Genomic DNA, 24,272 nt, shown 5'->3' on the forward strand with positions numbered 1-24,272 from the left:
AACGTGATCTCCGGAGCGCAAAACCTGCACTGATCACGACTTCAGGCCGAACACCTTTGTCGTCGAGCAGCCCGCGCCCTCCGGACTGAACCGAACAAGTAGCGCCGTTCAGGCCCACACCTGGTCGATGGCGGTCGACGGGTAGCCTGTCCAGCGGACAACGGACTGGCTCAGGGGGGCGTACGCCGGTGAAGCGGCCCACGATCGCGGATGTCGCCCGCCGGGCGGGGGTTTCCAAGGGCGCGGTGTCGTACGCGCTCAACGGCCAGCCCGGCGTCTCCGAGGCGACCCGACAACGCATCCTCGCCATCGCCGCCGAGATCGGCTTCAGCCCGAGCAGCGCGGCCCGGGCCTTGTCCGGCGCGACCGCCCGGGCGATCGGCCTGATCCTCGCTCGACCCGCCCAGACGCTCGGCATCGAACCGTTCTTCATGGAGTTGATCAGTGGCGTCGAGGCGGAACTCTCCGCCCGGTCGTACGCGCTGACCCTTCAGGTGGTCGCCGACGCCGACGCCGAGATCGCGGTCTACCGCCGGTGGTGGGGGGAACGGCGGGTCGACGGGGTGCTCGTCTGCGACCTGCGCACCGACGACCAGCGGGTGCCGGTACTGGAGGAGTTGCGGCTGCCCGCCGTGGTGATCGGCGGGCCAACCGGCACCGGCCGGCTGGCCAGCGTCTGGTCGAACGACGCGGCGGCGCTGGTGGAGACCGTGGAATACCTGTACGCCCTGGGGCACCGCCGGGTGGCCCGCGTCGCTGGCCTGCCCGACCTGCTGCACACCACCATCCGCACGCAGGCCTTCACCGAGGTGTGCCAGCGCCTCGGTCTCGCCGAGGCGGTCGTCGCCTCCACGGACTACACCGGCGAGGAGGGCGCGCGGGCGACCCGGCGGCTGCTCAGCTCCCGGATCCGCCCGACCGCGGTCATCTACGACAACGACGTGATGGCCATCGCCGGGCTGTCGGTGGCCCAGGAGATGGGGCTTGCCGTCCCCACCGATCTGTCCATCGTGGCCTGGGACGACTCGCCGCTGTGCCGGCTGGTGCATCCGCCGCTGACCGCGGTGGGACGCGACATCCCCGCCTACGGCGCACATGCCGCCCGGCAGCTCCTGCAACTGATCGAGGGCGCCCCGGCGACGGACCTGGAGGACGAGCAGGCACACCTGACGCCTCGCGGCAGCACCGGCCCGCCCGGCGTGGGGGCGTGAACCGGTTAAGCATTCACCGTGAGGCGGACGGGAACTCCTCGAAGTACGCCTCGACCCGCTCGGCCGTGGCGGGGCGCGCCAACTCGTACCCCTGGCCGTAGCGGCACCCCGCGCGACAGGCCGCCTCCACCTGATGCGCGGACTCCAGCCCCTCGGCCACCAGTTCCGCGCCCAACCGGTCGGCGACGGTGACCACCACGTCCAGCAGCGGGCGGTCCCGGCTCGCCTCGGTCACCTCCGGCCCGACCTTGAGCAGGTCGATCGGCAGTCGCCGGAGCTGGGCGAGGGAGGCCTGCTCGGCCCGGAAGTCGTCAAGCGCGGTGCGGATGCCCATCGACCGCAACCCGGCCAGCCGCGCCACGACGGTCGGCAGCTCGGTGCAGACCCGCGGCTCGGCCACCTCGATCACCAACTGGTCCGGTGCGACCCCGTGCGCGGCAAGCACCGCCGCCGTGCGGGGTACGAAGTCCGGTGAGATCAGTTCACGGGTGGTGACGTTGACCGCCATCCACAGCCGCCGCCCGCCCACGGACCACTCCGCCACCTGCCGGCAGGCCCGGTCCAGCACCCAGATGCCCAGTTCACCGACGATGTCGAGATCCTCCGCCACCGGCAGCAGTTCGGCCGGAAACACCGTGCCGAGGACCGGGCTGCGCCAGCGCAGCAGTGCCTCCGTACCGACCGGCAGCCGGTCGGCGAGCCCGATCACCGGCTGGTAGACCAGATCCAGCTCGCCTCGGGCGACCGCGCCGGGCAGTTCCCGCTCCAGATCCAGCCGCCGGACCAGTTGCTCCTCCAGGTACGCGTCGTACCACTCGATCCGGTCCCGACCGAGCTGCACCGCGCGTCGGCGGGCCAGGTCGGCCTGGCGCAACACGTCCTCCGGGCGGCCGTGGGCCAGTTCGGCCAACCCGACGCTGGCCCGCGAGCGCAGCACCGCGCCGGACACCTCGTACGGCCGGTCCAACGCCTCGAGCAGCCGCGCGCCCAACGCGTAGGCCAGCAGCGCCCCCGCGCCGGTGACCACCGCAAAACCGCTGCCGGCCAGGTCGATCACCTCGTCGTCGGCGGCCGTCACGGCCCTCGCCCGACGGACGGCCTCGGCGGCCACGTCGTCCCGCGCGGACACCCCGGGCACCTCGGTGAGATGCAGGTCCACCACCAGCAGGGTGCCGCCCGCCGCCTCCGACCTCGCCGCCAGCGCCCGCAGCAGCGCGGCGCGTCCGACCGGTACGGGTTCCCCGACGACGGCCCCGCTCCCGACCTCGGCCCTGCTCCCGACCCCGGTCCCGGTCTCGGCGGTCTGAGCCGGCGTGATCTGAGCCGGAGCGGGCTGCGGAGCGATGGTGAGCAGTTCACGGGCCACCAGGGCGGGTACCGCGGCGAGGGCGAGCACGACTGTGGTGTGGTCGGGCAGATGCCCGGACTGCAACTGGTGCACGATGGCCAGCACCACCCCGACCGCCGGGACCACCACGCGCGGCCAGACCACCGGGGCGGTCGGTGGCGGTTCCTCGGCGGCCTCCACCACGCGCCGTACCCCGGCGGCGGTCAGCAGCAGGCCGAGCACCAGCGGCGCGACCGCCAGCAGGGCCGTGCGCCCGGCACCGGTCGGCAGCGCAGCCAGCAGCGTCAACGCGAGCAGGGTCAGTCCCGCGCCGGCCCGGCAGCGGGTGATGCCGGACGCCCGGTCCGGCCCGGTCAGCAGGGCGAGCACGGTGCCGGTCAGCAGACCGGTGGCCATCGCGGCGACCAGGCGCACCGGGGTCGGCACGCCCGCGTACGGCAGCAGCAGCCAGGCGGTGAGCACCAGGCAGGCACCGGCCACGGCACCGTCGAGCAGTCGACGCCACCACAGCCGGGCCGGTGTCGCCGCTCGACGCGGCAGGCTGAACAGGCCGCCGCCGAGCAGCGCGGCGGTGCCGGCCAGCCCGGCGACGGCGGCGGTCGAGCGGCCACCGACGGCGACCAGCGGCAGCACCGCCGCGGTCAGACCGGCGCTCACCACCGCGGCGTGCAGCAGGGCGGCGGCCCGACGCGGCCGGGCGGCCCGACGACGGGCGAGCCGCCCGCCGGGCGTACCGAGGGTCGGGGCATCGGGGCCGGCGGCGAGCCGGGACAGCCGTACGCCGGCCAGCGTCGAGCCGGCCGCACCGGCGAGCGCCACCACCGCCAGCGCCGGCATCGACCCGGCCGCACCGACGACGACGAGTACGGACACCACCGCGAGTACGCACGTCTCCGGCAGGGTGGAGCGTCGGACGATGGCGCGGAACACGGACGCGACAGGCACGACATTCGCCTTCGTGAGGGGGCACTGGGGCGGTGCGGCGGTGCGAGGGCGGACAGTTGGTCGGCTACTCATCCCCGAAAACGAGCAAGCGCGCAACCAGTGACGCCCATTGAGCCAGATCACTGTACGCGGTCGGATGACCACACAGAATCAGGCCCCCCGGACAGCCCGGTTCGCAGCCCGGTGCCGTCCGGGCCGGTGATGGTGGGATCATCGAGGGGTGAGCCGCACCGAAACCACCCGATTCCGACACCACCAGGCCATCCTGGTCGGGGCGATCATCGCCACCATCGGCGCCCTGCCGCTGGCCGACGCCCGCGCGTACCTGCTGCCGGTGCTGCTGGTGCCCCTGGCGGTGGCCGTCTGGGCCTGGCGGGCCGGCACCGACGCGAATCCGCACGGGCTGCGGCTACGGGCGCTGCTCGGCGACCGCCTGATCCGCTGGGACCAGATCGTCGAGCTGAGCGGCGACGCCCGCGGCCGGGCGGTCGCCCTGCTCACCGACGGTCGGCGACTCGTCCTGCCCGCGGTACGCCACGTCGACCTGCCGCTGCTGGTGGCGGCGGCCGAGCGCGACGAGCCGGTGGCCGACCGCGACGACGTCCCGGTGGCTCAGTAGCCGTCCACCACCACGTTGTCGGGCTGTTCTCCGGCGACGAACCGCCGGATCTGCCGGCCCACCAGGCGGTACGCCCGGGGTAGCAGGCCCCGCACCGAGCCGGCCACGTGCGGGGTGATCAGCACGTTCGGCAATTCCCAGAGCGGATGATCGGCCGGCAGCGGCTCCGGGTCGGTGACGTCCAGGGCAGCCCGGAGCCGGCCGCCGGCCACCTCGGCGACCAGCGCCTCGGTGACGACCACCGGTCCACGGGCGGCGTTGACGAGCAACGCGCCGTCGCGCATGGCGGCCAGGAACGACTTGTCGACCAGGCCCCGGGTCTGCTCGGTCAGCGGCACCAGCAGCACCACGACGTCGACCTGCGGCAGCAGGGTGGGCAGGGCGTCGACCCCGTGCACGCCCTGCTCGGGGCGAGCGGTGCGGGCGACCAGGTCGAACTGCACCTCGAACGGGGCCAGCCGGTCGCGCACGGCGGTGCCGATCGAGCCGGCGCCGACAATCAGGATCCGCTTGCCGGCCAGTTCGTCGGTCGGCGCCACCTCGTCGTACGCCCACCGCCGCTGCGCCTGGGCGCGGACCATCGCCGGGAAGCCGCGCAGCTGGGACAGGATGGCGGTGACCACCCACTCGGCGGTCGACGGGTCGTGCACGCCCCGGGCGTCGCAGAGCACGACTCCCGGCGGAATCCGCCCGACCCAGGTGTCCGCCCCCGCCGAGAGCAACTGAACCACCGCCAGGTCGGGCAGTTCACTCAGCAGGGCGGTGGCCGCCGCCGGGGCGAGGAAGGGTGGCACCCAGAAACGCACGCCGGACGTCGACGACGGCAGCCGGGCCGGATCACTCATCGTCTCGACGACGACCTCCGGCGGCAGCTCACCCAGCAGGTCGTGGCCGGTCTCGTGCGGAATCCATACCTTCACGCCCGCTGACGATAGCCCTCGCGACGGTTACCGCCGCCGAGGGGCCGCGTACGCGCACACCGACGCCCGCGTCCGCAGCGGACTACCCTGGGCCGGGTGAGCGCCAGTCCCCCAGTCTCCCGCGCCCGTAAGCTCCGTACGCTTCTCGCCGCGTCCGGCGCGACACTCCTGCTGGCTGCCGGTTGCAGCCTCGGCGAACCGGAGCCGGACCCGGCCGGTAAGCCCCCGAACCTGCCCAGCCCTTCGGCCAGCCCCGGCAACGGCGGCCAGGAGGTCGTCGCCACCGTGCTCGCCAAGGGGTTGCGGGTGCCGTGGGGCATCGCCTTCCTGCCCGACGGCGGCGCCCTGGTCACCGAACGCGACACCGGCCGGATCGTCCAGGTCGGCCCCGAGTCGTCCCCGGACGGCCTGCGGGTCACCGAGGTGCAGACCATCGACGACGTGGTCGCCTCGGGCGAGGGTGGCCTGCTGGGCATCGCCGTGTCACCGAAGTTCGCGCAGGACCGGACGGTCTTCGTCTACTACACCGCCGAACAGGACAATCGGATCGCCCGGCTGCGGCTCGGTGAGGAACCCACCCCGATCCTGACCGGCATCCCCAAGGCGGGCATCCACAACGGCGGCGGGCTGGCCTTCGGTCCCGACGGGCTGCTCTACGCCAGCACCGGCGACGCCGGGGACACCGATCAGTCACAGGACGTCAAGCAGCTCGGCGGCAAGATCCTGCGGATCACCCCGGAGGGCAAGCCGGCACCCGGCAACCCCTACCCCGACTCGCCCGTCTGGTCGCTGGGCCACCGCAACGTGCAGGGCATCGCCTGGGACGGCGACCGGATGTACGCGGTGGAATTCGGTCAGAACACCTGGGACGAGATCAACCAGATCACCAAGGGCAAGAACTACGGCTGGCCCGAGGTCGAGGGCCAGGGCGACGACGAGAAGTACGTCGACCCCATCGTGCAGTGGCCGACCGACGAGGCGTCCTGCTCCGGGCTGGCCGCCGTCGAGCGGACGCTGGCCACCGCGTGCCTGCGCGGCCAGCGGCTCTGGCTTGTCGAGCTGACCGACACCGGTACGGTCCTCGGGCAGCCCCAGGCGCTGCTGACCGAGCAGTACGGCCGACTGCGTGCCGTGGCCGCCGCCCCGGACGGCTCGATCTGGGTGAGCACCTCCAACCATGACGGCCGGGGTCGACCCGCCCCCGAGGACGACCGACTGTTGCGACTTGTTTTCGCAGGTGGCGGAGCTGGGCGAAGCTGAGGCACCCTCGAAGCACCACACCTCAGGTTTGTCAAGATCCTTCGGCGGGCAGGTCAGAATCTCACCATGGGCGATCAGGAACACGAGCAGCCGGAGCACGGCCGACAGGCCGATACGCCGGCCCGCCGTCCGCGCCGCTTTCCGTCACTACGACGGCCCGGTGCCGCGCCGCGCCGCCCCGGGCGGCTCACCGGCGTACGCCGGGTCGGGGTCGCCCTGGCCGTGCTGGTCGTCACCCTGGCCGGTGTGCTGCTCGGCACCCTGGCCGGCGGGCAGGTCGGCACGGACATCGGCCCGTTCCGGGCCAAGCTGTCCCTTTCGCCGTCCGTCGACGGTGGTACCACCGTCAAGATCCCCCCGCTGGGGGCGCTCCTGCTCAACAGCCACGACGGGCCGACCCAGCTGACCGTCGAGCTGGGCGCGCTGGACCAGAGTCGGGTCGAGGCGCTGCTGGACGACCCGGCGAGCCTGAACCGGGCCACCCAGTCGGCGGTCGACGAGGTCCATGACGGGGTGCTGCGGCTCGGGCTGCGTACGCTCGGTGCCACCGTGCTGGCCACCGTGCTGCTGGCCCTGCTGGTCTTCCGCAACACCCGCCGGGCCGCCTGGGCCGGCACACTGGCGCTGCTGATCACCGCGGGCAGCCTGGGCACCGCGGCGACCACGATCCGACCGCAGGCGATCGAGGAGCCGACGTACGAAGGGCTGCTGGTCAACGCACCCGCGATCGTCGGTGACGTACGCAAGATCGCCAACGACTACACCCGGTACGCCGAGCAGCTCCAGCGCCTCATCGGCAACGTCACCCAGCTCTACACCACCGTGTCGGCGCTGCCCGTGTACGAGCAGGACCCGGGCACCACCCGCGTGCTGCACATCTCCGACATGCACCTCAACCCGACCGCCTGGCAGCTCATCCGCACCGTGGTGGAGCAGTTCGGCATCGACGTGATCATCGACACCGGCGACATCACCGACTGGGGCAGCGAACCGGAGGCGTCCTACGTCGGCTCGATCAGCCTGCTCCGCAAGCCGTACGTCTACATCCGGGGCAACCACGACTCGGGGCGTACGTCCGCGGCGGTGGCCCGCCAGCCGAACGCGATCGTGCTGGACAACGCGACCACCACTGTCGCCGGGCTCACCATCGCCGGCATCGGCGACCCCCGCTTCACCCCGGACAAGAGCACCTCACCGGCCGCCGGCGGCCTCATCCCGCCCACCGCCGACGAGCTCGCCGCCACGGGCGAGAAACTCGCCGCCACGATCCGCAGCGCGCCCACGCCGGTGAACATCGCCCTGGTGCACGACCCGGTCATCGCCACCCCGCTCTCCGGCACGACCCCGCTCGTGCTCGCCGGCCACATCCACCGCCGGCAGATCGACCAACTGCCGGAGGTCCCCGGTCAGCAGCCCACCACCCTGATGGTGCAGGGCTCCACCGGCGGTGCCGGCCTGCGCGGCCTCGAAGGCGAGGAGCCCACCCCGCTGACCATGACGGTGCTCTACTTCGACCAGGAGAAGCAGCTCCAGGCGTACGACACCATCACCGTCGGCGGCACCGGCCAGGCCCAGGTCAACCTCGAACGCACCGTCATCAACCCCCCACCCACCCCCCTCACCACCCCACCCCCCACCACCCCAACCCCCACCCCCACCCGCTAACCCCACCCTCCCCACCCCACCGGACCCCCGCACCCCGTCACGCTCCGTCACGCCCGTCCACCCCGCCCCAACCTCCGCGATCTTGCACTTTTGGTCGCCGCAAACCATGCCTAACCAGGCATTTCGGCGACCAAAAGTGCAAGATCGACGCGGAAGGGCGCGCGGCGCAGCGAGGGTACGCGCTGAGGCAGGCGCAGCGAGCGTGCGCGGTGAGGCAGCGCGGTGAGGCGGCGCGGGTGGGGGTGTGACGTGGGGTGGGGTGGGGTGGGGTGGCTAGTGGAGGGAGAGGGCGGCCAGGGCGGCGTTGACGATGCTGCCGGGGAGCAGGTCGTGCAGGTCGTAGAGCTCCTCGACGCTGCCGGACTGGCCGAACTCGTCCACTCCGAGCGGCACCGCGGGGGCGGCCAGGGCCGAGCCGAGCCAGGCCATCGCGTGCGAGGCGGCGTCGTGCACGGTGACCACCGGCACCCGGTCGGCGAAGGCCGAACGCAGGGCGCCGGGCACGCTGGGCACGGTGGCGGTGCGTACGCCCTGGCGTAGGGTGCGCTGCCAGGCCCGGTAGAGCCGGTCGAGGCTGGTGACGTCCACGACGTGGGCGGCGACCCCCTCCTCGGCCAGTTCCGCCGCGGCGGTCAGCACCTCGGGCAGTACCGCGCCCGACGCGGCCAGCTGCACCGTCGGGGCCCCGGCCAGGTGCGGGTACGCCTGGTGGGCGTCGACCAGCCGGTACGCCCCGGCGAGCACCTGCCGCCGCAGCACCGCGTCGCCGAGCCGGGCCCGGGCCGCCTCGAAGGGTGCCTGGTCCACCGGTCGGGTGCTGAGCCGGAAGTAGTACGCCCCGTCCTCGGCCGGTGCCGCGGTCGCCGCGGGCTGGTCCGGGCCGGCGATCTGCCCGAGCGCGGCGCAGAGCAACCAGTCCAGGCTTGTCGCGTACGCCGGTTCGACGAAGGTCACGCCGGGCAGTTCCAGGCCCACGCTCGCGGTGATCGTGGACTGGTGGGCGCCACCCTCCGGAGCGAGGGTGATGCCCGACGGGGTGCCCGCGACCACGAACCGGGAGCCGGAGTAGGTGCCGTACAGGAAGGCGTCCAGCCCGCGCAGCACGAACGGGTCGTACACGGTGCCGACCGGCAGCAGCGGCTGCCCGGACAGGTCCCAGGCCAGGCCGAGCTGGCCGAGCAGCAGGAACAGGTTCATCTCGGAGATGCCCAGTTCGATGTGCTGCCCGTCAGGGCTCTCCGTCCAGCGCAGCATCCGGTCTTCCGACCAGGACCGCTGGGCGGTCGGCGCGAACACCCCGGTCTTGTTGATGAACCCGGCCAGGTTGGTCGACGTCGCCACGTCCGGCGCGGTGGTGACCAGGTACCTGCCCACCTGCGGGTCACGGGCCAGGTCGACGAGTACCCGCCCGAATACCTCCTGGGTGGAGATCGGCTTCGTGGCGCGTACCTTCGTGGTCTGCGGGACGGTGACCTCCAGCGCCCGCTGGCGGGGCGCGCGGGACAGCGCCTCCCGACGCTGCCCGGCCCGGATGCCCGCGGGCGAGGCCGGGTCGAGGCGGTCCCACTCGGTGTCGGGGGTCAGGCCGTGCGCGGCCCGCAGGGCGTCGACCTGGTCGCCGGTGAGCAGCGCGGAATGGTTGCGCGGATTGCCGGCGATCGGCAGACCCCGACCCTTGACCGTGTACGCGAACACCACGCTCGGCCGGTCGGTCACCGCGTCGCACTGGGCGTACGCGTCGAGCAGCGCCGCCAGGTCGTGCCCGCCCAGGTCGGTGACGAGCGGGCCCAACCGGTCGTCGGGGATGTCCGCGACGAACGTGGCCACCGCGTCGGGCGCGCCGTCGAGGAACTGCTTGCGCAGCGCGGGCCCGGTCAGCCCGAACAGCGACTGGTACTGCTCGTTGGGCATCGCGTCGATCCAGTTGCGCAGCGCCTCGCCACCGGGCTGGGCGTACGCCTCGGCCAGCTTGCGGCCGTACTTGACCTCGACCACGTGCCAGCCGGCCGCTTCGAACTGCCCGCGCCACTGGTCGATGCGTACGCCCGGCACCACCCGGTCCAGGGACTGCCGGTTGAAGTCGACCACCCACATCACGTTGCCGAGTCCGGTGGTGGCCGGGTCGGCGACCGCCTCCCAGATGTTGCCCTCGTCCAGTTCGGCGTCACCGATCAACGCGACGAACCGCGAGTGGGGGCGGGCACCGAAGTGCGCGTCGACGTACCGGCGGGTCACCGCGGCGAACAGCGGCGCGGCCGCCCCCAGGCCGACCGACCCGGTGGAGAAGTCCACCCCGTCCGGGTCCTTCGTCCGCGACGGGTACGACTGGAGACCACCCCGAGCCCGCAGCCGAGTCAGGTAGGACCGGTCCAGGTTGCCCAGCAGGTACTGAATGGCATGGAAAACCGGAGAGGCGTGCGGCTTGACCGCGACCCGATCCTCGCCATCCAGATGCGCGAACCACAACGCCGTCATCGCGCTGACCAGCGACGCACTCGATGCCTGATGCCCGCCGACCTTGACCCCGTCCCCGGTCACCCGCTCCCGATTGGCCGCATCCACGATCCGGGTAGCCAGCCACAACACCCGCCGCTGGATCTCGTCGAGAACATCGATGTCGCGCTGGTTCATGGCTGAACTCCATCCAGACGTCACCATTGACGCCCTCCTGGGGCTCCACAGCCTGTTGATCATGAGGTTGGCGGCAGTGGTCGATCTTCAACCTGCCGCCAACCTCATGATCAACGCGGTGGGGTGGGGTGGGGGTGGGGGTGGGGTGGGGGTGGGGTGGGGGTGGGGTGGGGTTAGGGGGTGGGGGTCAGGCGGGAGAGGATCAGGTCGCGGACGGTTTTGGCGTCGGCCTGGCCACGGGTGGTCTTCATGACCGCGCCGACCAGGGCGCCGGCGGCGGCCACCTTGCCGCTGCGGATCTTGTCGGCGATGTCCGGGTTGGCGGCGATCGCCTCGTCCACGGCGGCGGTCAGGGCGCTGGTGTCGGAGACGACCTCCAGGCCCCGGGCCGTCATGATCTCGGTGGGCGAACCCTCACCGGCGACCACACCCTCCAGCACCGTACGGGCCAGCTTGTCGTTGAGCTTGCCGGCGTCGACCAGGCTCTGCAGCTCGGCGACCTGCGCCGGGGTGGCCCCGATGTCGGCCAGCTCGACACCCGTCTCGTTGGCCCGCCGGGACAGCTCACCCAGCCACCACTTGCGGGCGGCGGCCGGCGAGGCACCGGCGGCGACCGTCTGCTCGATCAGCTCGACGGCACCGGCGTTGAGCACCGACTGCATGTCCGCATCCGACAGTCCCCACGCCTCCTGGAGGCGACGGCGGTGCAGCCGGGGCAGCTCCGGCAGGGCGGCCTTCAGCTCGGCAACCCAGGCCGGGTCGGGCGCGATGGGCACCAGATCCGGCTCCGGGAAGTAGCGGTAGTCGGTGGCGGTCTCCTTGGACCGGCCCGGGGTGGTGTCCCCGGTGTCCTCGTGGAAGTGCCGGGTCTCCTGGGTGATCCGACCACCGGCCTCCAGTACGGACGCCTGGCGCAGCATCTCCGAGCGGACGGCCCGCTCGACCGAGCGCAGCGAGTTGACGTTCTTGGTCTCGGTGCGGGTGCCCCACTCCTCGCCGGGCCGGTTCAGCGACGTGTTGACGTCACACCGCAGCGAACCTTCCTCCATGCGTACGTCGGAGACGCCCAGCGAGCGGATCACGTCACGCAGCTCGGTGACGTACGCGCGGGCCACCTCGGGGGCGAGCGCACCGGTGCCGGGGATCGGCTTGGTGACGATCTCGACAAGCGGAATGCCGGCCCGGTTGTAGTCGACGAGCGACTCGGTGGCGCCGTGGATGCGACCGGTGGCGCCGCCGACGTGCAGCGTCTTGCCGGTGTCCTCCTCCAGGTGCACCCGCTCGATGCCGATGCGCACCAGCTCGCCGTTGACCTCGACGTCCAGGTAGCCGTCGAAGCAGAGCGGCTCGTCGTACTGGCTGATCTGGAAGTTCTTCGGCATGTCCGGGTAGAAGTAGTTCTTCCGGGCGAACCGGCACCACTGCGCGATCGAACAGTTCAGCGCCAGGCCGATCCGGATGGTCGCCTCGATGGCGGCCTTGTTCGCCACCGGCAGCGAGCCGGGCAGACCGAGGCAGACCGGGCAGACCCGGGTGTTCGGCTCGCCGCCGAAGTCGGTCGGGCAGCCGCACCACATCTTGGTGTTCGTGCCCAGCTCGACGTGGGTCTCCAGGCCGATCACCGGCTCGAATCGCGCGACGACCTCGTCGTACGCGGGCAGCGTCGTGGTCATGAGAACTCCAGCTTTGCAGGCGGTAGCCGGCCCACGGCGGCATCCGGACACAACGCCGCCAAGCCTAACCGCTCGACCCGGCCCGCCTCGGCGGGGCGTCACCCAGGTGCCGGACCGCGTGTCACTCGGGGGTGCGGAAGCGCCGATGACGGTTGACGGTCAGCACGAGCAGGATCCCGCCGATGGAGAACGCCAGGACGCTCAGCAACAGCAGCACGAGTGTCGAGTTCGAGCCGGTGACCGGCAGCCACGCCCCGCTCGTCTTCGACGGCGACGGGACCGGCGCGGCAGGGCTCTCCGACAGTGTCGGGGTCGGGTCGACCGGGGTCGGCGTGGCCGTGGGCGCGGTCGGTGTGGCGCTCGGAGCGGTCGGGGTCGCCGTGGGGGTCGCCGTCGCGGCGGCGGCGACGACCAACTCCACCTCGGCGGTGGCGCTGGTCTTGGCGCCCGCCGCCCGGACCATGAAGTCGAACGTGCCGGCGCTGTTCGGGGTGCCGCTGAGTCGGCCGTCCGTGGCGAGGGTGAGCCCGGTAGGCAGGGTGCCGGCGGCCAGGGCGAAGGTGATGTCGTCGTCACCGCTGGCGGTGAACCGGAACGAGTACGGCTGTCCGACCCTGCCGGAGGGCGGGTTGCCGGAGGTGAAGGCGGTCGCGGCCTCGGCGACCACGATGCTGATCTCCTGCTCGCCGAAGAAGTCGTTCTTGTCGGTCATCCGCAGCGTGGCGGGGTAGGTGCCCACCGTGGTCGGTGAACCCCCGAGCGAGTTACCGACCACCAGCATGCCCGGCGGCAGGCTCCCCGCACTCACCGACAACCGGTACGGCTCGGTGCCACCCGTCGCCTCGACCGTGTGGATCGCGTACACCTGACCCAGGTACATCGGCGTGCGGGGCGCGCCCGAGGTGATCTCGATCGTGGGTTCGCGTACCTCGATCGTGGCCGTCTGCTCGGCGAACTGGTCGGCCGCGTCGGTCATCCGCAGGGTGAAGGTGTAGGTGCCCGCCGTGTTCGGCGAACCCCCGAGCGAGTTACCGACCACCAGCATGCCCGGCGGCAGGCTCCCCGCACTCACCGACAACCGGTACGGCTCGGTGCCACCCGTCGCCTCGACCGTGTGAATCGCGTACACCTGACCCAGATACATCGGCGACCGGGGCGCGCCCGAGGTGATGGTGACAGCCGCCGCTGCGGCAGGGGGTGCGATACCCAGCAGCAACGCGAGCACCATCGTCAGGGCCATGACCGGGCGCAGTGTCTTCATCGCACATCCAGGTCTGATCAGAACGGCTCGCGTTCGCCAGCGACCAGCCGGTCCAGCCGACTCGTAGCCATCCAATCAGGAAGCTTGATGACGGACAATTACCCGAACGGTGACCAGCGTGTCGTGCGCAGGCGGCGGTGGGCCGCCTGCGCACGATCGATCACAGCGTCGGTGGGGTGAGCGTGCCGACGGCGCTCTCCAGGGCGGCGGCGACCCGGTACATCCGGTCGTCGGCCATGGTCGGGGCCATCACCTGGAGGCCGACCGGCAGCCCGTCGGCCAGACCGCACGGCACCGAGATGCCCGGACCGCCGTACAGGTTGGTCGGGATGGTGAACAGGTCGGCCAGGTACATCTGGTACGGGTCGGAGGTGCGCGCACCGAGCGGGAACGCCACGAACGGGGTGGTCGGCGAGATCAGCGCGTCGACCTGCTCGAACGCGGCGGTGAAGTCGCGGGTGATCAGCGTACGGACCTTCTGGGCCTGCCCGTAGTAGGCGTCGTAGTAGCCCGAGGAGAGCGCGTACGTGCCGATCATGATGCGTCGCTTGACCTCGGGGCCGAAGCCGGCCTCCCGGGTCAGCGACATGACCTCCTCCAGCGACCGGTTGCCGTCGTCGCCGACCCGCAGCCCGAACCGGACCCCGTCGAAGCGGGCCAGGTTGGAGGAGCACTCGCTCGGCGCGATCAGGTAGTACGCCGGCAGCGCGTACTTGAAGTGCGGGCAGGAGACCTCGACGATCTCCGCGCCGAGCTTGGTCAGCGCGTCGACAGCCTCGTGGAAGGCGGCCATCACGCCCGGCTCGGCGCCCTCGCCGGCGAACTCGGTGACGATGCCCAGCCGCACGCCGCTCAAGTCACCGGTGGCACCGAGCTTCGCCGCCGCCACCACGTCCGGCACCGGCGCGGCGATCGAGGTCGAGTCGCGCGGGTCGTGCCCGCCGATGGCCTCGTGCAGCAGCGCGGCGTCGAGCACCGTACGCGCGCAGGGGCCGGGGGTGTCCAGCGAGGAGGAGAACGCCACCAGGCCGTAGCGGGAGGTGCCGCCGTACGTCGGCTTGGCGCCGACGGTGCCGGTGACCGCACCCGGCTGGCGGATCGAGCCACCGGTGTCCGAGCCGATCGCCAGCGGCGCCTCGTACGCGGCGAGCGCGGCGGCGCTGCCACCACCGGAACCGCCCGGAATGCGGTCGGTGTCCCACGGGTTGCGGGTCGGCCCGTACGCGGAGTATTCCGTGGAGGAGCCCATCGCGAACTCGTCCATGTTCGTCTTGCCGAGCATCACCGTGCCGGCGGCCTGCAGCCGCTGCACGATCGTCGAGTCGTACGGCGGACGCCAGCCCTCCAGGATCTTCGATCCGACGGTGGTCGGCACACCCTTGGTGGTCAGCACGTCCTTGACCGCGACCGGCACCCCGGCCAGCGGGCCCAACTGCGCACCGGCGGCCCGCTGGGCGTCCACCTCACGGGCGGCGGCCAGCGCGCCCTCGCTGTCGACGTGCAGGAAGGCGTTGATCTGCCCGTCGACGGCGGCGATCCGATCGAGGTGCGCCTGGGTCACCTCGACGGCGGAGGTCTGCCCCGAGGCGACCAGGCCGGCGATCTCGACGGCGCTCAACTTCGTCAGGTCACTCATGCCGCCACTCCGCTTCGACCCGTGCCGTCACCGAGCACGATGATCCGCTCGCTCACGATGCCACATCCTCGTCCAGGATCCGCGGTACGCGGAACCGCTGCTCCTCCGCGTCGGGTGCACCCGACAGCGCCTCCTGCGGGGTCAGGCACGGCGTCACGACGTCCTCGCGGAACACGTTGGTCAGCGGCACCGAGTGCGAGGTCGGTGGGATGTCGGCGGCGGCGACCTCACCGACCTGGGCTACCGCCTGGAGGATCACGTCGAGCTGGCCGGCGAAGGTGTCGAGTTCCTCCTCCGTGACGGCGAGCCGCGACAGTCGCGCCAGGTGCGCGACCTCCTCGCGGGAGATGGCGGCCATCGGTGCCCCCTTCATGGCTGTCCTGCGTCTGCCTGCGCCCACCGGAGTCGCTACGACCCGTGGTGACGCCCAGCGAGTCTATTGTTCCGTGCCCGACCGGGCGCTGGCGGCTCCCCGGACACCGCTCCGCACCCCCGGATCGGCCCTCGCGGATCAACGGCGGTGTCCGCGGGTCAGCGGGGGTGTCGGCGGGGCAGTTCCGCTTCGTCGGAGGTGGCGAGCGGGCGCACCGGGCGGTAGCGGGCCAGCCAGGCGACCAGTTCCTCGGCCGGCATCGGCCGGGCGTAGAACCAGCCCTGGGCGGCGTCGCAGCCCGCCGCGTGCAGCATCCGCCAGGTCCGCTCGTCCTCCACCCCCTCGGCCACCACCCGCAGCCCCAGCGCCTTGGCCAGCTCGATGGTCGACCGTACGATCGCCGCGTCGTCGCTGTCGTCGACCATGCCGAGGACGAAGGACCTGTCGACCTTCACCTCCGACAGCGGCAGCCGACGCAGATGTTGCAGGGACGAGTAGCCGGTGCCGAAGTCGTCCAACGCGATACCCACGCCGATGCGGTGCAGCTGGGTGATGGTGGCCAGCACCCGACGCGGGTCGGCCATCAACGCGCCTTCGGTGATCTCCAGTTGCAGCCGCTCGGGGGCCACGCCGTAGCGGGTCAGCCGGTCGGCGATCTGCTCGGCGATCTCGCCGGTGTGCAGGTCCCGCACGCTGACGTTGAGGGCCGCCCGCAGGCTGACGCCGGCCGCCGACCACTTCGCGAGCTGCTCCACCACATCGTCGACGACCCGGCGGGTGAGCAGCCGCATCACCGCGCTCTGCTCGGCGACCCGGATCAGCTCCTCCGGGTCGACCATCCCCCGACGGGGATGACGCCACCGCAGCAACGCCTCCACGCCGACCACCTCGCCGGTGGCGATCTCGACCTGCGGCTGGTAGTAGAGCATGATCTCGCCGGCATCCGGGGCCGGCTCGGCGGAGTCGTCCGGATCCATGGGCCTGGCCCACACCTCGCCGTCGTGAGGTGCCGGCGGGGTGGGCTGGAGGCTGCGGCGCAGGATCGGGTCCGCGGCGGTCACGATCTGGTTGATCAGCTCGTCGTCGTGCACCCCGGTCGGCAGCCGGCGGCGACGTCGACTCCACCAGCGCTGGCCGGTACGCCCGTCCACCGGTGCGGCAACGGTCATGCTCGCGCCGTCCCCACCGCGTACCGGGGGCGTGGCCTCCGCTGCGCGCGGCTGGCCCGCCGGTCCCCCCTCCAGCACCCGACGCAGGTCGGCCAGCAGGCCGAGTCGCTCGGCGGAGTTGTGGTCGGACTCGGCCGTGTAGACGGCGACGGTGTCGTTGCGGTGCTTCGCGTCGTACATCGCCACGTCGGCGTGCCGCATCAGGGTGGCGAAGTCCTCGCCGTGATCGGGATAGAGGGCGATCCCGATGGAGCCACCGACATCCAGTGGCAGCCCGTCCAGCGGCACCGGCTCGGCCAGCACCCGCACCACCTGATCGGCGAAGGCCCGTGCCTGCCCGACCTCGGTCAGGCCGGTCATCACGATGGCGAACTCGTCGCCGCCGAGCCGGGCGACCAGATCCGGCGGTTCGACCACGCCGGTCAGCCGGGCGCTCACCTCGACCAGCAGCCGATCGCCCACCGCGTGCCCCAGCGCGTCGTTGACGTTCTTGAACCGGTCCAGGTCGATCAGGAGCAGAGCCAGGTGGGCGTCCGGCTCACCCCGTGCGGCGCGCTCGGCGTGCCGGTGCACCTGCTCGTTCACCTCGGCCAGCAGCGCCTTGCGGTTGGGCAGACCGGTGAGCGGGTCGAGCGCGGCGAGTTGGCGCTGCTCGACGGTGAGCCGCGCCATCCGGTACACCGCGAACAGCGGCACCAGCACCAGCGGGACCAGGGCCGCGCTGGCCCGGGCAGCGGCCATCAGGATCGGGGCGAGCAGCAGCAGGGAGCCGGTGGAGAGCAACTCGAACGGCAGGCCCCGCCAGGCGTTCGGCCACCACCGCTCGCCGAACCGCAGCCGTACGGCGGCGGTGACCAGGCCGTAGTTGACCAGGAACCAGGCGACCCCGGCGCCACCGATCGCCGCGACGTCCGCCCAGCTCAGGGGCCCGCCGTCGAACGCGGCACCGGGCCCGAGCCGACTGACCCCGTACGCGGCGGCCAGCGAACATGCGTACTGGGCCGCGTTGAAGGCGGTACGCCACGGCGCGTGGCCCATCCGGACCCCGGACACCAGCACGGCCACCGCCTGGACGGCGACGGCGGGGCCGAGCCCCCAGCCGAGCAGGATCGCGAAGGTGAAGCAGCTCGACGGGTAGACCGCCGAGGTCTGTCGCTGACCGGGCGCCACGAACGGGCGCGCGTCGCAGGCCACCGCGAGCACCGCCATCGTCCAGAACGCCACCGGCAGCGCGTCCAGCGTCGTGGCCAGGGACGCCAGCGCGCCGGCCGAGACCAGCACGGCCACCGCGAGCACACCGGCCACGAAGGCGGTGAACTGCGCCGCCCGTCCGGGCGGGACCAGGTTGCGCGGGTCGGGCGGCTCCATCACACCTCCCGGTACGGGACTCGGCACGTGCTCTCACGTGCCGTGACCCAATGAAACGCCCCTGGCAGGGGTTTTCCCTCCGCGACAGTCACGAATCGGTCGTAGTCGTGACTAAGTTGGTATCCGCCGCGGGTGCCCGGAGGGCTTACTCGTCGACGCGGGCCACCTCGCGGGCCGCCTCGACCCCCGCGTCGAGCAACACCTGGAACCCTTCCTCGTCGAGGATGGGCACCTTCAGGGTGGCGGCCTTGTCCGCCTTGGACCCCGGGTTGTCACCGACCACCACGAAGCCGGTCTTCTTCGAGACCGAGCCGGAGACCTTGCCGCCACGCGACTGGATCGCCTCGGCGGCCTGGTCGCGGGAGTATCCACTGAGGGTGCCGGTGACCACCACGGTGAGGCCCTCCAGCGGGCGCGGGCCCTCGGTGACCGCCTCCTCGGCCATCCGTACGCCCGCCTCGGCCCATTTGCGGACCACCTCGCGGTGCCAGTCGACGGCGAACCACTCGCGGATGCTGGCGGCGATGGTCGGGCCGACCCCGTCGACGGAGGACAGCTCCTCCTCGGAGGCGTTGTCGATCGCCTCGATCGAGCGGAAGTGCCGGGCCAGGGCCTGCGCGGCGGTCGGCCCGACGTGCCGGATGGAGAGCGCCACCAGCACCCGCCACAGGTCACGTTCCTTGGCCACGGCGAGGTTGTCGAGCAGCTTGGTCGCGTTGCTGCCGAGGCTGCCGTCCTTGTTGACGAAGAACGGCGACCGGGCCAACTGCTCGGCGTCGAGCGCGAACAGGTCGCCCTCGTCGGTGATGATCTGCGCGTCGAGCAGGGCGGCGCCGCTCTTGTAGCCGAGCGCCTCGATGTCGAACGCGCCGCGCCCGGCCAGGTGGAACACCCGCTCGCGCAACTGCGCGGGGCAGCTGCGCGAATTCGGGCAGCGGATGTCGACGTCGCCCTCCTTGGCCGGGGCCAGCGGGGTGCCGCAGGCCGGGCAGGTGGTGGGCATGACGAACGGCCGGGCGTCCGGCGGGCGCAGATCGACCACCGGGCCGAGCACCTCGGGAATGACGTCGCCGGCCTTGCGGATCACCACCGTGTCGCCGATCAGCACCCCCTTGCGCTCCACCTCGCGGGCGTTGTGCAGGGTCGCGTACGCCACCGTGGAGCCGGCCACCTTCACCGGTTCGAGCAGGGCGCGGGGGGTGACCCGGCCGGTGCGGCCGACCTCGACCTCGATGTCGAGGAGCTTGGTGTTGACCTCTTCCGGGGGGTACTTGAAGGCGATCGCCCAACGGGGTGCCCGACTGGTCGAGCCGAGTCGTCCCTGGATCGGCACCGGATCGACCTTGACGACCACACCGTCGATCTCGTGCTCGACGTCGTGCCGATGCGCGGCGTAGTGGGCGATGTAGTCGCGGACACCGGCCAGATCCGGCAGCACCCGCCAGCGGTCACTTGTCGGCAGACCCCACGCCTTCAGCGCCGAGTACGACTCGGACTGGGTGCTCGGCTGGAAGCCCTTGCGGGCCCCGATGCCGTGCACCACCAGGCGCAACGGCCGGGACGCGGTGATCCGGGGATCCTTCTGCCGCAGGCTGCCCGCGGCCGCGTTACGCGGATTCGCGAACGGTGCCTTGCCCTGCTCGACCAGACCGGCGTTGAGGTCGGCGAACGCCTCGACCGGGAAGTAGATCTCGCCGCGCACCTCGATGAACTCGGGGACCGGGCCGTACTCGGCCGAGTCGGTCAGCCGGCTGGGCACGTCCCGAATGCTGCGCACGTTGGCCGTGACGTCCTCGCCGGTGCGCCCGTCCCCGCGGGTCGCCGCCCGGATCAGCCGCCCACCCTGGTAGGTGAGGTTGATCGCCAGCCCGTCGACCTTCAGCTCGCACAGGTAGGGCACCGGCCCACCGGCGTCCCGCTCGACCCGTTCCGCCCAGGCCGCCAGCTCCTCGTCGGCGAAGGCATTGTCCAGCGACATCATCCGTTCGGCGTGCGCGACCGGGGTGAAGTCGGTGGAGAAGGTGCCGCCGACGCGTTGGGTAGGTGAGTCCGGCGTCCGCAGGGCGGGGAACTCCTCCTCCAACGCGGTCAGCTCGCGCAGCTGCCGGTCGAACTCGGCGTCGGAGACGGTCGGCGCGTCGAGCACGTAGTAGCGGTACTGATGCTCGGTCAGCTCCTGACTGAGGGTGGCGTGGCGTTCCCGCGCCTGCGGGGTCGGCTCGGCGCCCGCCGCCGCCTCCTGCTCCGCGCTGAGCGGCTGACCGCTCGCCTCTTCGGACACGCTGCCGCCTTCGGCCACCGGACCTCCCGTGATCGTGCTACCCCCGCACGGTAGCGCCCGGGTGGGACAACCGGTCCGACCAGGGCAGCAACGAGCGGTACCGGGCCGGCTGCCGCCCCCGTCCGCCTGCGCTGGTCGACGGGGCCGGGTCAGTCGCGGCCTGCGGACAGGGCGGTGAGTTCGTCGGCGTACTCGATCCGCTCGGCCCATCCGGCCGGCCAGGCGGCCATGCCCTGGGCCGCACCCACGAACGCGCCGGCGAGCGCGGCGATGGAGTCGGAGTCACCGCAGGTGCGGGCACCCCGGACGAGGGCGCCGACCGGGTCGTCGGCGTGTCGCACGGCGCAGTAGAGGGCGGTGGCCAGGGCCTCCTCGGCGATCCAGCCCTCGCCGGTGAGCCGGCACGGGTCGCCGCCGTCGTCCGGTGCGGACAGCGCCGCGTCGAGCCGACGCAGCGCCGCAGCGCACTCGTCCCAACCGGCGGCGATGAACGCCTCGGGCGTCGCGGCGTTCGCGCGCCGCCACAGGTCGCCGAGCCAGTCGGCCCGGTAGACGGTCCGTTGCGCGGTCACCCGTTCGCCGAGCAGGCCGGGCAGCTCGGCCAGACCGACGCCGGTCCGCAGCAACCAGACGGCGTACGCGGTCAGCTCGCTGGCGGCCAGACCGGTCGGGTGACCGTGGGTGAGGCCGGCCTGAAGTTGGGCCAGCCCGGCGAGGGTGTCCGGGTCGACGTCGAGCAGCCCGACCGGGGTGACCCGCATGTTGGCCCCGCAGCCCTTCGAGTCGATCACCGTGGCCTGCTGCCACGGCAGGCCACGGGACAACTCGGCGCAGGCCCGCAGACAGGTCATCCCCGGTGCCCGGTTGTTGTCCGGGCTGGCTGCCCAGGCCAGGAAGCGGTGCCTCAGCAGGGGTTCCACCGCCTCGGGCGTGAGTTGCGGGGCGTCGTGCAGCGCCCAGGCCACCGCCAGCGCCATCTGGGTGTCGTCGGTGACCAGCACCGGGTCGCCGACCAGGTCCCGAGGGCCGGCCGGCCCGTACCGCTCGTCGATCTCGGTGACGCTGAGGAACTCGGTGGGCTTGCCCAGGGCGTCACCGAAGGCGAGCCCGAAGATCGAACCGGCGACTCGACCCGGCGCAGGAGTGGTCATGGAGGCGATCATGCCGTTCGCCGGCAAGCCCGGGCCACCACCCCCGGGAGGCCCGGGCTTGCATGCTCGTCGAGCCGGGTCGCCGGGTGCGTCAGTCCCAGCAGAGGCAGAACGGGTGACCCACCGGGTCGGCGTAGACCCGGAAGCCGTCGCCCTCGCCGGGCAGTCGCCGCGCGCCCAGCGCCAGCACCGCCCGCTCCGCCGCCTCGATGTCGTCGACCGTCACGTCGAGGTGCAACTGTTGCGGCCGTTCCGGATCGGGCCAGTCCGGCGGGCGCAGGTCCGGTGCCCGTTGGAAGGCCAACCGGGGCTGATGGCCGAGTGGGCCCCCGAGCACCACCCAGCCGTTGCCCTCGGAGTCCTCCTCCATCAGCGGCAGGCCGAGCAGCTCGGCGTAGAAGCCCGCCAGGGCTCGGGGGTCAGGGCAGTCGATGACAGTGGAACGGAGTCGTCCAATCATGTCCGTCATCCTGCCCACCGGGTACGACGGGAAACCTCACACCTCGGCGAGCCGACGACCCGCGTCCCGGCAGGCGGCCAGGACGGCCCGGGCGTACGCCGGAGTTGCCCCGGCCAGCCCGCAGGCGGGAGTGACCACCACCTGCTCGGCGAGTTGGGCGCGGGGGAAGCCCAGCCGGTCCCAGAGCCCGCGTACCCGATCGGCGACCTGCGCCGACGTCGGCGCGCCACCGGCCGACGGCGCTGTCGCCGGACGGCCGCCGGACGTCGATTGGCCACCGGGCGTCGGTTGGCCGACGGGTGGTGGTGACGTCGGCGCGGCACCGGCCAGCAGGCCCAGGCCGGCGTCCAGCGCCTCGCCCAACGGATCCAGCTCGGTCACCCGGCTCAGGTCGAGCGCCACTGCGACCGCACCGGTCGACCTGATCAGCTCCAGCGGCACGTCCGAGGCGCAGCAGTGCACCACGGTCGGTACGCCCGCCGCCTCGATCACCCCGCGCAGCAGCGCCCGGGCCGTTTCCGACTCCATGGCCCGGTACGTGCCGAGGCCGCTCTCGGTCGGCACCCGACCGGCCAGCACCGTCGGCAGCGAGGGCTCGTCCAACTGGAGCAGCACAGTGGCCCGGGGCATCCGCCGGGCCACCGCCTCGACGTGGCCGCGCAGCCCTTCGGCGAGGGAGCCGGCCAGGTCGCGTACGGCGCCGGGATCGCGCAGCATCCGGCCGCCGATCGGCAACTCCAGCGAGGCGGCCAGGGTGAGCGGGCCACCGGCCTGGATCTTGATGGTGCCGGCGTACTCCTCGGCCTGCTCGGCGAGCTGGTCGAGGTCGCGTTCCATCAGGTCACGTGCGCGACGCAGATCCTTGCCGGGTCGCGGCGCGACCCGCCAGCGCGCGGCGTACAACTCCACCGGCAGCTCGACGAGCAGGCCGGCGGTGCGCCCGATCAGGTCCGCACCCGGCCCACGGGCCGGCAACTCGGGCAGGTGTGGCAGGGCGGTAAGTTCGCCGAGCACGATCCGCTGCGCCTCGGCGACGTCGGTGCCGGGCAGCGAACCGATCCCGGTCGCCGCGCCCACCGGCCAAGGCCAATCCCGATCACTCACGGCAGCACCCTACCCCTGTCGTGACCCCCCCGGCCGCCACCACCGGCAGACCCGGCCACCCGACCCGGCAGCACCGGCACCGCCGCCGGCCCGGTGGGTAGAGGGTGGTCAGTCGGTGATGGTGGCGGAGCCGAGGACGATGTCGCCGGCCGGGTCGGGGCGGTAGGCCACGATCGCCTGGCCGGCTGCCACCCCGCGAACCGGCCGACGCAGGTCGGCGTGCAGCCGGTCACCGTCGACGGTGACGACGGCGGGCACGACGACACCGTGCGCCCGCAGCTGCACCTCGCACTCGATCGGCTGCTCGGGGCGCGGGCCGCCGGTCCAGACCGGACGGGTGGCGGAGACGGTGGACACCTCCAGCGCCTCGACCGGGCCGACGGTCACCGTGTTGGTCTTGGGCGTGATGGACAGCACGTACCGGGGTCGGCCATCCGGGGCGGGTCGGTCCAGGTGCAGGCCACGTCGCTGCCCGATGGTGTACGCGTACGCCCCGGCGTGCTGGCCCACCACGTCGCCGGTGGTCGCGTCGACCACGTCGCCGGGCGACTCGCCGAGCCGCTGGGCGAGGAAACCTCGGGTGTCGCCGTCGGCGATGAAGCAGATGTCGTGCGAGTCCGGCTTGTCGGCCACGGCCAGGCCACGCTCGGCGGCCTCCTGCCGCACCTGGGCCTTGGTCGAGTCGCCGAGCGGGAACATCGACCGGTCCAACTGCTCGCGGGTGAGCACGGCCAGCACGTACGACTGGTCCTTGGCCTCGTCGACGCTGCGGCGCAGCAGGCCGTCCGGGCCCAGCCGGGCGTGATGGCCGGTGACCACCGCGTCGAAGCCGAGGGCCACCGCCCGGTCCAGCACCGCGGCAAACTTGATCTTCTCGTTGCAGCGCAGGCACGGGTTGGGGGTACGCCCGGCCGCGTACTCGGCGACGAAGTCGTCGACCACGTCGGCGTGGAACCGGTCGGCCATGTCCCAGACGTAGAACGGGATGCCGAGCACGTCGGCCGCGCGCCGCGCGTCGCGGGAGTCCTCCATCGTGCAGCAGCCCCGCGCGCCGGTGCGATAGGTCTGCGGATTGCGCGCCAGAGCCAGGTGTACGCCGGTGACGTCGTGACCGGCCTGCACCGCCCGCGCCGCCGCCACGGCGGAATCCACGCCGCCGGACATCGCCGCCAACACCCTCACCCGGACCACTCTCCC

The 24,272-nt window shown here is 72.5% G+C and carries 17 protein-coding genes; 4 read left to right on the top strand and 13 right to left on the bottom strand.

What is annotated here, in order from left to right; genetic code table 11:
• The first annotated feature begins 188 nt into the window (after nucleotides 1–188).
• Nucleotides 189–1,211, top strand: a complete 1,023-nt coding sequence (locus JMF97_RS02210) for a LacI family DNA-binding transcriptional regulator (protein WP_043719858.1) — start codon at nucleotides 189–191, stop codon at nucleotides 1,209–1,211.
• A 13-nt stretch (nucleotides 1,212–1,224) separates the two neighbouring features.
• Here JMF97_RS02210 and JMF97_RS02215 read toward each other — a convergent pair whose 3' ends face one another.
• Nucleotides 1,225–3,504, bottom strand: a complete 2,280-nt coding sequence (locus tag JMF97_RS02215) for a bifunctional diguanylate cyclase/phosphodiesterase (RefSeq protein ID WP_203219974.1) — start codon at nucleotides 3,502–3,504, stop codon at nucleotides 1,225–1,227.
• A gap of 220 nt (nucleotides 3,505–3,724) precedes the next feature.
• Here JMF97_RS02215 and JMF97_RS02220 point away from each other — a divergent pair, with 220 nt between their 5' ends.
• Nucleotides 3,725–4,123: a PH domain-containing protein gene (locus JMF97_RS02220; protein WP_203219975.1), complete on the top strand. Its 399-nt coding sequence runs from the start codon at nucleotides 3,725–3,727 to the stop codon at nucleotides 4,121–4,123.
• Here the strand turns inward: JMF97_RS02220 and JMF97_RS02225 are convergent.
• Nucleotides 4,117–5,043: a 2-hydroxyacid dehydrogenase gene (locus JMF97_RS02225; protein WP_203219976.1), complete on the bottom strand. Its 927-nt coding sequence runs from the start codon at nucleotides 5,041–5,043 to the stop codon at nucleotides 4,117–4,119. The genes JMF97_RS02220 and JMF97_RS02225 overlap by 7 nt on opposite strands.
• A gap of 87 nt (nucleotides 5,044–5,130) precedes the next feature.
• Between JMF97_RS02225 and JMF97_RS02230 the strand changes: the two genes are divergently transcribed.
• Together JMF97_RS02230 and JMF97_RS02235 are read left to right on the top strand one after the other, a co-directional pair.
• Nucleotides 5,131–6,303 (top strand): PQQ-dependent sugar dehydrogenase, encoded by a 1,173-nt coding sequence (locus tag JMF97_RS02230; RefSeq protein ID WP_238358666.1) that lies wholly within the window; start codon nucleotides 5,131–5,133, stop codon nucleotides 6,301–6,303.
• A gap of 66 nt (nucleotides 6,304–6,369) precedes the next feature.
• Nucleotides 6,370–7,968 carry a metallophosphoesterase family protein gene (locus JMF97_RS02235; RefSeq protein ID WP_203219978.1) on the top strand — a complete coding sequence of 533 codons (1,599 nt, stop codon included), beginning with the start codon at nucleotides 6,370–6,372 and terminating at the stop codon, nucleotides 7,966–7,968.
• Between the two features lie 273 nt (nucleotides 7,969–8,241).
• Here the strand turns inward: JMF97_RS02235 and JMF97_RS02240 are convergent, their stop codons facing one another.
• The 11 genes from JMF97_RS02240 to mnmA form a co-directional block, all read right to left on the bottom strand.
• Nucleotides 8,242–10,599, bottom strand: coding sequence for a thiamine pyrophosphate-binding protein (locus JMF97_RS02240; protein WP_203219979.1), 2,358 nt, complete (start codon nucleotides 10,597–10,599; stop codon nucleotides 8,242–8,244).
• 173 nt (nucleotides 10,600–10,772) lie between these two features.
• Nucleotides 10,773–12,272, bottom strand: coding sequence for an Asp-tRNA(Asn)/Glu-tRNA(Gln) amidotransferase subunit GatB (gatB, locus tag JMF97_RS02245; RefSeq protein WP_203219980.1), 1,500 nt, complete (start codon nucleotides 12,270–12,272; stop codon nucleotides 10,773–10,775).
• A gap of 121 nt (nucleotides 12,273–12,393) precedes the next feature.
• Nucleotides 12,394–13,533, bottom strand: a complete 1,140-nt coding sequence (locus tag JMF97_RS02250; RefSeq protein ID WP_203219981.1) for a putative Ig domain-containing protein — start codon at nucleotides 13,531–13,533, stop codon at nucleotides 12,394–12,396.
• 160 nt (nucleotides 13,534–13,693) lie between these two features.
• The gene (gatA, locus tag JMF97_RS02255; RefSeq protein WP_203219982.1) at nucleotides 13,694–15,169 is read right to left on the bottom strand and encodes an Asp-tRNA(Asn)/Glu-tRNA(Gln) amidotransferase subunit GatA; all 1,476 of its coding nucleotides are present in this window, start codon (nucleotides 15,167–15,169) and stop codon (nucleotides 13,694–13,696) included.
• A gap of 52 nt (nucleotides 15,170–15,221) precedes the next feature.
• Entirely contained in the window at nucleotides 15,222–15,527 is a 306-nt protein-coding gene (gatC, locus tag JMF97_RS02260) for an Asp-tRNA(Asn)/Glu-tRNA(Gln) amidotransferase subunit GatC (RefSeq protein WP_013732007.1), read from the bottom strand.
• Nucleotides 15,528–15,700: 173 nt separating this feature from the next.
• Nucleotides 15,701–18,079, bottom strand: a complete 2,379-nt coding sequence (locus JMF97_RS02265) for a putative bifunctional diguanylate cyclase/phosphodiesterase (RefSeq protein ID WP_203219983.1) — start codon at nucleotides 18,077–18,079, stop codon at nucleotides 15,701–15,703.
• 145 nt (nucleotides 18,080–18,224) lie between these two features.
• A complete protein-coding gene (gene ligA, locus JMF97_RS02270) occupies nucleotides 18,225–20,360 on the bottom strand; it encodes an NAD-dependent DNA ligase LigA (RefSeq protein WP_203219984.1) in 2,136 nt (711 codons plus the stop codon).
• A gap of 149 nt (nucleotides 20,361–20,509) precedes the next feature.
• Nucleotides 20,510–21,511, bottom strand: coding sequence for an ADP-ribosylglycohydrolase family protein (locus tag JMF97_RS02275; protein WP_438803737.1), 1,002 nt, complete (start codon nucleotides 21,509–21,511; stop codon nucleotides 20,510–20,512).
• 91 nt (nucleotides 21,512–21,602) lie between these two features.
• Nucleotides 21,603–21,971: a VOC family protein gene (locus JMF97_RS02280; RefSeq protein WP_203219986.1), complete on the bottom strand. Its 369-nt coding sequence runs from the start codon at nucleotides 21,969–21,971 to the stop codon at nucleotides 21,603–21,605.
• 36 nt (nucleotides 21,972–22,007) lie between these two features.
• A complete protein-coding gene (locus JMF97_RS02285; RefSeq protein WP_203219987.1) occupies nucleotides 22,008–23,075 on the bottom strand; it encodes a uroporphyrinogen decarboxylase/cobalamine-independent methonine synthase family protein in 1,068 nt (355 codons plus the stop codon).
• Nucleotides 23,076–23,183: 108 nt separating this feature from the next.
• Nucleotides 23,184–24,257 carry a tRNA 2-thiouridine(34) synthase MnmA gene (gene mnmA / locus JMF97_RS02290; RefSeq protein WP_203219988.1) on the bottom strand — a complete coding sequence of 358 codons (1,074 nt, stop codon included), beginning with the start codon at nucleotides 24,255–24,257 and terminating at the stop codon, nucleotides 23,184–23,186.
• Nucleotides 24,258–24,272 lie beyond the last annotated feature (15 nt).

This window comes from Micromonospora fiedleri (assembly GCF_016774385.1).
Taxonomy (GTDB): domain Bacteria; phylum Actinomycetota; class Actinomycetes; order Mycobacteriales; family Micromonosporaceae; genus Micromonospora; species Micromonospora gifhornensis.